The organism is Nostoc sp., from assembly GCF_036917555.1.
In the GTDB taxonomy this organism is placed as follows: domain Bacteria; phylum Cyanobacteriota; class Cyanobacteriia; order Cyanobacteriales; family Nostocaceae; genus Nostoc.
The window spans coordinates 89,267-100,468 of sequence record NZ_JBALDD010000083.1; the positions used below are offsets into that span (position 1 = coordinate 89,267).

10 protein-coding genes and 1 pseudogene are annotated in these 11,202 nt (G+C 41.0%); 6 read left to right on the forward strand and 5 right to left on the reverse strand.

The window, feature by feature from the left end; all coding sequences use genetic code 11:
• The first annotated feature begins 4 nt into the window (after positions 1-4).
• Together V7K60_RS32380 and V7K60_RS32385 are read left to right on the forward strand one after the other, a co-directional pair.
• Positions 5-235: a ribbon-helix-helix domain-containing protein gene (locus tag V7K60_RS32380; RefSeq protein ID WP_334931958.1), complete on the forward strand. Its 231-nt coding sequence runs from the start codon at positions 5-7 to the stop codon at positions 233-235.
• A gap of 26 nt (positions 236-261) precedes the next feature.
• Entirely contained in the window at positions 262-585 is a 324-nt protein-coding gene (locus V7K60_RS32385) for a type II toxin-antitoxin system RelE/ParE family toxin (RefSeq protein WP_334931960.1), read from the forward strand.
• A 3-nt stretch (positions 586-588) separates the two neighbouring features.
• Here the strand turns inward: V7K60_RS32385 and V7K60_RS32390 are convergent, their stop codons facing one another.
• From V7K60_RS32390 to V7K60_RS32410, 5 genes are all read right to left on the reverse strand, one after another.
• On the reverse strand, positions 589-1,767 hold the full coding sequence (locus V7K60_RS32390; protein ID WP_334931962.1) for an FAD-dependent oxidoreductase: 1,179 nt from the start codon (positions 1,765-1,767) through the stop codon (positions 589-591).
• A 459-nt stretch (positions 1,768-2,226) separates the two neighbouring features.
• Positions 2,227-2,433, reverse strand: coding sequence for a hypothetical protein (locus V7K60_RS32395; protein ID WP_334931964.1), 207 nt, complete (start codon positions 2,431-2,433; stop codon positions 2,227-2,229).
• A gap of 8 nt (positions 2,434-2,441) precedes the next feature.
• Complete coding sequence (locus V7K60_RS32400; protein ID WP_334931966.1) at positions 2,442-2,903, reverse strand: hypothetical protein; 462 nt, start codon at positions 2,901-2,903, stop codon at positions 2,442-2,444.
• 27 nt (positions 2,904-2,930) lie between these two features.
• Positions 2,931-3,371: a hypothetical protein gene (locus tag V7K60_RS32405; RefSeq protein ID WP_334931968.1), complete on the reverse strand. Its 441-nt coding sequence runs from the start codon at positions 3,369-3,371 to the stop codon at positions 2,931-2,933.
• A 15-nt stretch (positions 3,372-3,386) separates the two neighbouring features.
• Positions 3,387-3,542 (reverse strand): hypothetical protein, encoded by a 156-nt coding sequence (locus tag V7K60_RS32410; RefSeq protein ID WP_334931970.1) that lies wholly within the window; start codon positions 3,540-3,542, stop codon positions 3,387-3,389.
• Between the two features lie 463 nt (positions 3,543-4,005).
• On the opposite strand from V7K60_RS32410, the gene V7K60_RS32415 reads away from it, so the two are divergent.
• The 4 genes and pseudogenes from V7K60_RS32415 (at position 4,006) to V7K60_RS32430 (ending at position 10,844) form a co-directional block, all read left to right on the forward strand.
• Entirely contained in the window at positions 4,006-4,506 is a 501-nt protein-coding gene (locus V7K60_RS32415; protein WP_334930554.1) for a helix-turn-helix domain-containing protein, read from the forward strand.
• Positions 4,507-4,813: 307 nt separating this feature from the next.
• The gene (locus V7K60_RS32420; protein WP_334923007.1) at positions 4,814-5,077 is read left to right on the forward strand and encodes a hypothetical protein; all 264 of its coding nucleotides are present in this window, start codon (positions 4,814-4,816) and stop codon (positions 5,075-5,077) included.
• 471 nt (positions 5,078-5,548) lie between these two features.
• Positions 5,549-9,655 carry a beta strand repeat-containing protein gene (locus tag V7K60_RS32425; RefSeq protein WP_334931972.1) on the forward strand — a complete coding sequence of 1,369 codons (4,107 nt, stop codon included), beginning with the start codon at positions 5,549-5,551 and terminating at the stop codon, positions 9,653-9,655.
• A 296-nt stretch (positions 9,656-9,951) separates the two neighbouring features.
• Positions 9,952-10,844, forward strand: a pseudogene (locus tag V7K60_RS32430) (IS5 family transposase).
• The last annotated feature ends 358 nt before the right edge of the window (positions 10,845-11,202 follow it).

An 11,202-nucleotide genomic window follows, 5' to 3' on the forward strand; every position in this document is an offset into this window, starting at 1 on the left:
GCCAATGAATATCAATATTGATATACCTGATGAGGTACGCGTTTATGTAGAGGCACAAGTGATGGCAGGTGCCTATAGCAGCATTGGCGAATATTTTCTCTCATTGGTACAGCAAGACCAAAAACACAAGGCACAAGTGAAATTAGAAGGACTATTGAAAGAAGGTATTGATTCTCTTGGGCAGAAAGTAACACCGGAATATTGGCAGAATTTGCGTTCTACCGTTTTAGGTTAGAACAGCATGGGGAACCAAAACTATACATGAACTATCGGTTAATTGTCAAAAACCGGGCAACGCAAGATTTGCGACATTTGGCAAATTATATATTGGTTAATGGGAATACGGATGCAGCAGTTAAATTCTTAAATGCTGCGGAATTAACCTTTGCTCAGTTGTCAAAGACTCCTGAAATGGGAAAGGTAACGCAAAGCTCACTCGCTGCCGGAAGCGAAGGGAGCGAAGTGAGGAACGAATGCAGCGAACAAAACTGTAGACGGTCGGTGCAGCGCTTTGTTCTGTCGCTTGTTAGACCGTTAAAGTTTTCTTGTTACCATAAGCAAATATCTTTCTTTTTTCAGGATTAGAAATTACTTCGCGCCAAAAAACGCCAGCATTTTTTCGAGCGCGCCTGCACTGTGCATCCGATCTCCATTTTCTAAAGACTCCTGCGCTGCCTGTGCCGCTCTTTTTCTCATTTGGTTTTCGTAAGAAGCAATAGCAGTTTGTATCTCACTAAAATTTTCGTTGCACAAACACTGGCTCAATTCCAAAGCATCAAGCATAGCCATGTTTGCGCCTTCTCCTGCAAAGGGCGGCATTACATGTGCGGCATCGCCGAGCATGGTTAAGTTGGGCAGGGTTTCCCAGTTTTGATTCAAAGGCATACAATAAATGGGTCGCCCAATAAAAGGTGTGGCTGCATTTTCAAACAGTTCGTACCAGATACTGCTCCATTCGGAATATTCTTCTTTGAGCCATGCCAGCATTTGTGTTTTATCATAATAATCTAAGCCACTATTTGCTGCCCAGTTTTCATCTGTTTTGAAACTTGCGTAAAAAGTTAGGTCACCATTGCCTTTGGGACCCATCAATAAATTCTTTGTATTTCCAAAAGCCATTATTTTTCCGCCATTTAGCAATGTATAAATATGAGGCGTTGCTTTTTGTGCATCAGAAATATTGCCTTCAAGCATTGTAATGCCTGAATAAAAAGCTTTGATGTCTGTGATGTATGGACGGATTTTAGAATTAGCGCCATCAGCAGCAATGACAATATCTGCGTAAGCAGATGAACCGCTTTTGAAATGCAACAACCAGCCCACATTTTGTTTTTCCATTGAAATAAAATGGCTGTCCCACACAACTGTTTCCAGTTGTAAAGATTCCAGCAACATATTTCGTAATAGACCACGGTCTATTTCCGGCCGAAAATGTTCACTATTAAAATCTTCATCAGGTTTGGTTTCGTGGTCGCTAAAAAATATTTCTGCACGTTCATTCACGATAACCATTTTATCGGCACCGGGACGAAAATTCTTTTTAAACTCGCTTAATAAATTTGCTTTGCGTAAAGCCGCCATTCCCGACCCTTCATGCATATCAAGCGGCGAGCCTACCATACGAGCATCTTTATTAAAATCTCGTTCATACACTTTTACGTTTGCACCTTTGAGTTGTAAAAGTCGTGCTAAGGTTAGTCCACCGGGACCGCCACCAACTATAGCGATTTGTTTATTTTGTATCCACTTAGCTACGACTTCATCCATAAGTTCCATAAATCTCATTTTCACGTATGCAGCAACGCCGCGCGCAAGTGACAGAACTATTTATTATAAAACCCATCCCAGATAGTCAGATAAAAATCGACCTTTTAAGGGTAACTTTTAAGCGATACCTACAAGGGTCTATTCTGTATAGCTCCCGCCCCAGGTGCTTCTTGCTAATAAGGAGTGATTAATAGGCGTTAGGAAAGTGAATGACCTACACTGCCACCATCAGTGAGAGGTTAAGAGAATCTCACTTTTGTCAATTAGAAATTATGCTGAAAATTTGGCAAATGGGAGGTATTAACTTAACTTTTGTACTGAACTGATGGGTCAAAAATGAATGATGCCTATTAAGATGACGCGTAGGCATAGCCCGCCGTAGGCATCACCTACTCAAAAATTCTGTTTCTAACCCTGAGTTTTCACAATATTTTAAGTACTATTGCTTATTGACAAATTTTATTCAACTTTAACCTCTGACGAATGTACTGCCACCAACCAATCGCACACCACAGACGTACACGCCTGTACAAAGTTAACCCAGACCTGCCACAGCCCTAAGTATCCATTCCAAAAGAGTTCACCATCAGCAACGCCGACAGCCTCACCAAGCTGGAAAATTAGCAGTTGGTAGAACTTACCAGCACTGTCGATTCCTTGGTGCATTTTCAGCTTCAGCCCCTTCCACCTTGGTTCGCCGGACTTTCCACTTGAGTAAATGTTTGGGCAATGTCAAGGGATTGAGTGTCAATGACGGGTGTGGTTAACTCTATATTATTAGTGACTGACACAGATTCACTAACAAATAGTTTATCCCGATTTAACCACCGCTCGAAAATCGAATCACACTCGTCATCAGGGGCAACAAATTGATAAACACACTCTCGGTCATCCCGTGAACCAAGCCGACCCACATAATCCAGTTTCAAATCAATTTTGGCAAGTAGTTTCTGTGCGATCGCCACAGGAGTAAGTTTTTCTGAAATAGTGACGTTCAAGTAATTCTTGATAACGTGCCGATACTTTACAGCCAGCGCTTTAAACTCCACCATTTTCTCATCAGTTCCACGTAACTGAACGTCTGGTGTAAGAAACTGCAACAGATTCAGATTTTCGAGTAACAACACAGCAGGCAATAGCTGCCCCTTGTTAAAATCTGGTTTTCATATCGAATTCTCTCCAGCTTCTAGTTGTGATTTCGCCCGTTTAGCATCACAGTCCGTCAGAAACTCTCGCCCCAGTGTCAAATAGTAGTGCATCCGCAGTTGGGGATACCACCCATTATCATCTTTCTCGACCAAATCAGGGGTTACGTCAATTTCGTAGTGACGGGACAATTGGGCCTTGCGTTGCTGATGTCGTTCGGTTTTCGTTTTCGCTCTTTTGTCTTGCAGCTTCTTGAGTTCAGCCCCAGAGAGTTCATCAGCTTGCGCGATCGCCTGACACTCTGCAGCATACAATTCAACAGATGCCGCTTTAACCGACTCGATTACAGCCCCACTCTCGTCATCCGATACATCCTCAGCATCAATAATGGTGTACCCATCTTCGACCAAACCCGTAAGCACAGATTCTCGATAGCGCCGCATCTCAACATTAATCACGGAACCACGCTTGCTTTAAGTCTGCAAAGATTCGGGCTGAAAATTCTGGTCAACATAGCTGTAATCGTCATTATCCGCCGCCGACAACAGCGCAATATTAGCTTGTGTTGCGACGTGCTGACTTCTGAGCAATCCCCCGATAAATGTGGAACCATTGCCCACAAGCAACATCCCCCACTCTCTCACTCAAATATGACGGTCAACTGTTTCCTGTAGGCATGCCAACATCTGACACACAAAGTTAACTGGCTGTACTCCCTGAAAAATCCCCCAAACACTATCAAAATGTCCTCGAATACCGATAGATACCCCGGTTTCTAAACTTGGAGAAACGATAATCAAATCATACTAGGTCAAAATCTCGTTTAGGTGAGCAATACACCCAAAAGCTGGATGAGAGGGGTCAGCAACAGATTCGCTGTCTATTCTCAGGATTGGCAATTTAGGGAATTTATAGTGAGAACAAAGGTCATGTGATTGATCTGTACTTTGGAGGCAGAAGTAGTAATGTCTGCGAACGCAAATTTCTTGGTTACAAAAGCTATACCAACTGGTAATAGCCTTTAGTAATACCAATTCTCTAAAATCAGGCTACAGATGAGATAATAAGATTAAACCAGATGAAAGATGAACAATGTCAGGGGTATATCAGCTAGAAATTAAAGAGACTGTCGCAGAACTCAAAGATTTACTGGCAAGACAAAAAACTGCGGCGGCTAAAGAAAGAGTGCAGCTACTGTATTTACTCAAAACAGGGCATGGTCAAACAATTTCTCAAACCGCAGAAATAATCGGTCGAAATCGAGTCACCCTACACAAGTGGATTCGACAGTATAAAGCAGGCGGTATTGAAGGATTATTAAAACAAAAATCAATGCCTGGAAGACCAAGAACCATCCCAAACTGGGCACAAAAAGCATTAGATAAAAGATTGCAAGAACCACTTGGGTTTAATGGTTATCAAGAAATCGTCGAGTGGCTAGAACATAACTTGGGAGTAAATAGTTGCTACAAGACAGTACACAAGCTTGTGTATTATCATTTGGAATCATCCCCGAAAATTCCTCGCCTTAAAAGTGTTGAACAACAACAGCCACTTGTAGAGGCATTTAAAAAAACTTTGCAGACAACTTAGCAATGCTCCATTGGTTTTGTTTGACAGTTTTATGTACAACTAAAACTATTCGTTTTTGCTGTGAGGATGAAACTCGAATTGGATTGAAAACAATTACAGGGCGCAAAATCACACGCAAGGGTGTCAAACCAGTTGGTGTACATCAATGGCAGTTCAAGGCAACGTATTTATATGGAATCATCGAACCACTTACTGGAGAGAGCTTTTTTTGGGAATTCTCACATCTTAATACTGAGTGTTTTCAGATATTCCTTAATCTAGTTTCTCAACCTAAAAGCTGATTCAGTACTAATTATTCAACTCGATAATGGTGCATTTCATAAAGCCAAACGTCTTTCCTTGCCAGATAATATCATTTTATTATTTCAGCCGGCACATTCAAAGAGAGTTAAATCCAATTGAGCAAGTTTGGCAATATCTTAAACGCCGACTTCGTTGGTTACTACCCAAAAACCTTGATGATTTACGTGCTGCTCTCTACCTTGAAATTGACAAATTAACCAAACCAATTATTGCATCTATTGCTAGAAGGCGATATATTTTAATGGCTTTATCTGTAGCCGGATTTTAGAGAATTGGTATAAGAGGAAAAGACGAGACATTAATAGTGCAGAAATCAAAATATTTTTACGTAAATTTATCAGTAAATAATGTGAATAATATGCAAAGATGTGTTTGGAAGCAAAGACATTTAAGTAAATACTGTAATATATAGTCAGTGTTAGGTTATTAAAATGTTCTGTATTTTCAAATTAGACATTTACGCATGATTGCCTAGAAGAAGGGTATAAAAGTATATTTATAACTCAGAGTTGACTATTGACTATTTTCTCTTCTAGTAGGATTTAGGTACTGGTAAAAAACTAAATATGAAAGCTGAATTTTTAATCACAAACAAGCCTGAAACCCATGCAGGTCAAGAAAAATACACATCTGCATATAGGTTTTAGGCTCTTTTGTGGCTACTTTTTGTTTAAGTCCGACTAACAGCTCCCTTCAAAACTGAAATTACTGAAAAAATAGATTAAGGTAGGTAAAAGTTATGGCAGATATCATTGGAACTAACGGTAACGATACCCTAAACGACGATGGCTACGGTCACACCTTGACTGGTGGAGGCGGCAACGATATTTATTCGATACCAGACTATTCTGATACTCTGATCATTATCACCGATTTTGGTGGCGTAGGTAAAGGTATAAATCCATCGGCAGGGGTCATTGCCGAAGTAGATAGATTAGAATTTTTTTCTTATTCTCCTCATGATAGTTCCCTGAATGCCAGAAATTTGGTGCCGACCCAAAATGGTACCAATCTAGAAATCACCTTCTTGAAAGTAAATGATTTTAAAGTCATCCTGCAAAACTTTGCCTTGGAAAATCTGGATAACCTAAGCTTATCTACAGGAGCCACTGTAGACTTGGGCAATATAGAGTTTTCTGGGCAAACTACCATTACTGACAGCTTTGATGTCTTCAATTATGACTCCACTCAAAGTACTATCTTCAATAAGAACACAGTCACCTTCCTTAACGATCTGAACAATAATGTTAGCGGCTTTGACAATTCAGATGATGTCATCAATGGTCAGGGGGGTGATGATATTATTGACGGCAAAAGTGGCAACGATTTACTGCGAGGTGGCGCAGGTAATAATACTCTGATTGGTGGTGTGAGCAATGATACCTTGGATGTTGAATATTCAACAGGCAACAACATTCTCAACGGTGGCACTGGTGATGATTACTTGAATGCTGGGGCTTCATCCGGTAATAACCTGCTATCTGGTGGCGATGGCAATGATACTCTCTACACCTCTTACATTCAAAACGTTTATAATTATATAACCTCATCAGGGAATAACACCCTCAACGGTGGCGCTGGTGATGATTACTTGAATGCTGGGGCTTCATCCGGCAATAACTTGCTATCTGGTGGCGATGGCAATGATACTCTCTCCACCTCTGGTGTTTCTAATTATCCAGCAGCTCCTAATTTTACCTCATCAGGAAATAACACCCTCAACGGTGGTGCTGGTGACGATACCTTGAGGGCTGAAGCTTCATCAGGCAATAACCTGCTATTAGGTGGTGATGGCAATGATTATCTTGATATCTCTAGTCTTTCCATTTACAGTGGTGTTGCCTTGTCTTCAGGCAATACTCTCAACGGTGGTGCTGGTGACGATACCTTGAGGGCTGAGGATTCACCAGGAAATAACTTCTTCTTTGGGGACGATGGCAATGATTCCATTTATCTAAATTTAAAGAATCAAACGGTAGATGGGGGTAAGGGTGACGATTTGTTGTCTGTTGATTACAGTTCTTACAGCCCTACTACAGGAGGGATAACAACGACATTCAATCCTACTACTAACATTGGTTCAATTAAAGCGGATGCGAATCAGGTCAGTTACAAGAATATCGAACGATTAAATATCTCAGGTACAGGTTACAATGACAACATTGTGGGGAATAGTGGCAACGATACCCTCTCCACGGGCAATGGTGGCAATGATACCATAGATGGGGGTGAGGGTGAGGATGTACTGTCCGTCGATTACAATTATACTGCTACAGAAGGAATTACAACGACATTCAATCCTACTAATAACACTGGTTCAATTAAAGCGGGTACGAATCAGGTCAGTTACAAGAATATCGAACGATTAAATATCTCAGGTACAGGTTACAATGATAACATTGTGGGGAATAGTGGCAACGATACCCTCTCCACAGGCTATGCTGGCAATGATACCATAGATGGGGGTGAGGGTGAGGATGTACTGTCCGTCAATTACAACGGTGAAAACGACAGTAATGCGCCGATCGCAACAAATTACAATGCCACTACTAACACTGGCTCAATTAGGTTGGGTACGAATCAGGTTAATTACAAGAATATCGAACAATTAAATATCTTAGGTACAGATTACAACGACTTGATTGTGGGGAATAGTGGCAACGATACGCTCTTTGGGGGCTATGGTGGCAACGATACTCTAACTGGTGGCGCTGGTAATGATAAATTTGTTTACAGTGTCGCCCCCTATTATAACGGCGAAAATACTGAGACTATTACCGATTTTGGTGGTGTAGGTAAAGGCTCAAATCCTTCAGCAACGGCAATTGCCTTCTTAGACACCTTGCAATTTACAGATAATGGATTCACTGCTCAAAATCTGCAATTAACTCATCATGGCAACAACTTAGAAATTGGTTTTGAAAATCTCGGTGATAGCAAAGTCATTCTGCAAAACTTCCTCTTAGAAAACTTGGATAATTTGCCAGCAACTTCTTCACGACCTGCTATTGGCAATATCCTGTTTTATGGACAAACTAGTGTCACTGACAGTTTTGATGTGTTTGATGCAAATTCCACTCAAACTAACCTGTTCAATAAGAACACTGTTACTTTCCTCAATGATCTTGATAATAATATTACAGGTTTTGACGACTCTAATGATGTCATCAATGGTCAAGGGGGTAATGATATCATCCACGGATTGAGTGGTGATGACATACTTAGAGGTGGTACTGGTAATGATTTTTTGATTGGTGGTACTGGTAATGATTTTTTGATTGGTGGTACTGGTAATGATTTTTTGATTGGTGGTACTGGTGATGATTCTCTGATTGGTGGTACTGGCAATGATTCTCTAATTGGTGATACTGGCAATGATTCTCTAATTGGTGGTATTGGTGATGATTCTCTGATTGGTGGTACTGGTGATGATTTTCTCATTGTTGATAATTCACCAGGCAATAATCTGCTCTGTGGTGGCAATGACAGTGATGGTTTAACTCTTTCTTCTGCCGATGGCAATAACACCCTTAACGGTGGCGCTGGTGACGATAACTTGAGTGCTAGCAATTCACCAGGCGATAACTTACTCAATGGTGGCGATGGCAATGATTCTTTCACCGTCTCTATCAACGACGACTCTCGCTTATATGGCAATAACACCCTTAACGGTGGCACTGGTGACGATTCTTTCGATGCTCAGTATATATTAGGCAATAATTTATTTTATGGGGGCGATGGCAATGACTCGTTCTTGTTCAGTGCTCGAAAGACTTCCTCCTTAGTGACTACAACTGTAGATGGAGGAACAGGTGACGATACATTGCAGTCTTTCTATTATGACACCAATTTGACTGGGGAAATCACTTCAGCTTTTAATGCTACTACTAACATTGGCTCGATTACACAAGGCAAAAATCGGCTTAACTACAAGAATATTGAACAATTAGACATCATAGGCACAATTTACAACGATAATATTGTGGGCAGCAATGGCAACGATACACTCTCCGGCAGTGATGGCAATGACACCCTCAATGGTGGTACTGGTGATGATAATTTGAGTACTGACAGTTCAAAGGGTAATAGCCTGATGGATGGTGATGATGGCAATGATTCTCTTAGTGCCTTTGGCTACTACGACGAGTACCGAGAGTTTCATCTCAGTGCTATCTCTGGGAATAACACCCTCAATGGTGGAGCTGGTGATGATAACTTAGTTACTAACTATTCATCAGGCAATAACCTACTGTCTGGGGGCAATGGGAATGATTCTCTTAGTGCCTCTGGGTCAGACTCCTTATACTCTTTCTACGGAGTTTATACTGTCTCTGGCAATAATACGCTCGACGGTGGTGCTGGTGACGATCGGTTAATTGTTGATTATTCATCAGGCGCTAATCTGCTCTTTGGGGGGGATGGGAATGATTCTCTTAGTGCCTTTTACACATCTGGTAATAATACCCTTTATGGTGGTAATGGCAATGATATCCTCACAGGTGGCAAAGGTAATGATAGCCTAACTGGAGGATCTGGTACTGATAGCTTTGCTTTCAATAGTTACAATGAAGGTGTAGATAGACTTGATGACTTCAACACCAGCAATGAATTGATTCAGGTATTAGCTATTGGTTTTGGTGGCGGATTATCAATAGGTTCACTTAAGACAAGTCAGTTTACCCTGGGAACATCTGCCACCACTAGCGAAGAGCGATTTATCTACAACAGAGCTACAGGTGGATTGTTCTTTGACCTTGATGGCAGTGCGTCTGGGTTTACTCAAGTACAATTTGCACAACTAGATACTGGATTGTCACTAACCGAAAAGAATTTTATAGTTGTTTAATCTTTGATTAGTGCTTTGCTATCCAAGCATTACGGTTTGCGAGGTGCTATTTTTAGCATCTGGTAAACGATAGTGCCAATCGAATGGCACTTTCTTTCATAAAGGTAGCTTTCTCCCCAACGCCTCATTCAAGGTGTAGACATCTGCAATTTTGATTCTGTGCCGAAGAAATCAAACCATCCATTCAGCCCACTGGGGCGCATCTGTCACAAGTTGAGCAAACTTTTGAGGGTCAATAGACCTCTTGCAAAAGTCCCAAATGCGTGAGACAAGTAAGTTAGAGTTTGGTAGCATCTATGACCTACGAACAGGTAAAGAGCTGAAGTCAGAAGACTTTACAGCAATGTGTGGTGTACGTCCAGATACTTTTAACGAGATGGTAGAGGTAGTGCGTTAAGCCTAACGGCATGGCTTCGCTTACCGCTTGAGCAAACAAAACAGAAAACAGGACGACCGGGTAAATTAAGTTTAGAAAACCAATTGTTGATGACATTAGAATACTGGAGCAGAGCCGGAGATGCTCCGCCTCCGGAGAGTACCGTACCTACTTTCATATAGGTCAATCTTGGGGAATAAACGAGTCTACAGCTTACCGAATTATCCGAAAAATAGAAGATACGCTGACTAAATCTAGGGTGTTCACACTTCCAGGCAAGAAAAAACTTGCGACTTCTAATCATCAGTTAAAAGTCGTAGTGGTTGATGTAACAGAAAGTCCGATTGAACGCCCTAAAAAAAACAAAAAAAGTTCTACAGTGGCAAAAATAAACAGCATACGCTGAAGTCACAAGTAGTGGTAGACCAAGCAAATGGCAAAATCATCTGCACCGCTCATGGCAAGGGTAGAGAGCATGATTTTCGGATATTTAAAAATAGTCAAGTTAGGTTGAGAGAAGATATAGAGTGCTTGGGTGATAAAGGTTCTCAAGGTATTCAGAAACTGCATAGGAAGAGTCGGATTCCGAAGAAAAAGCCCAGAGGAGGTAAGTTAACCTCTGAAGATAAAAAGAGTAATCAAGAATTAGCTAAAATCAGGGTTTTAGGTGAGCATGTACATCGGAAGCTCAAGGTATTTAAAATTTTGTCCCTTACTTATAGAAATCGTCGAAAAAGATTTTGTTTAAGGTTTAATTTGATTGCTGCTCTCTACAATTATGAGCTTTGTCTCCCCAAAACCAGATCTTCCTAAGCGACTTTTGCAAGAGGTCTAATGGATTCAGCACTTATCTTCATCGAATGTGACATCTAATGTCCAATGAACAGAGTTTTCGCTCCCCCAGTGCTGTCGAATTGCACTACCAAGGAAAGTTAGCATCACTAGCGAGGCTGGAGATGTAAAATTGCACCTGATTGCTAGTCTTATTCCAATGCTGAATTGAACGCACTACGATTCAACAACACAATACTCCAATCACTTGTTACAGATCATCTTTCTCGGAACCGAATTATTTATTACAGCAGTTTTCAGATGAATAGACTACAGTGGACAAACCAACCCCAAGAATCGTCAGAGGAGATTTGCTCATTCAGAATCTGAGTTAAAACTT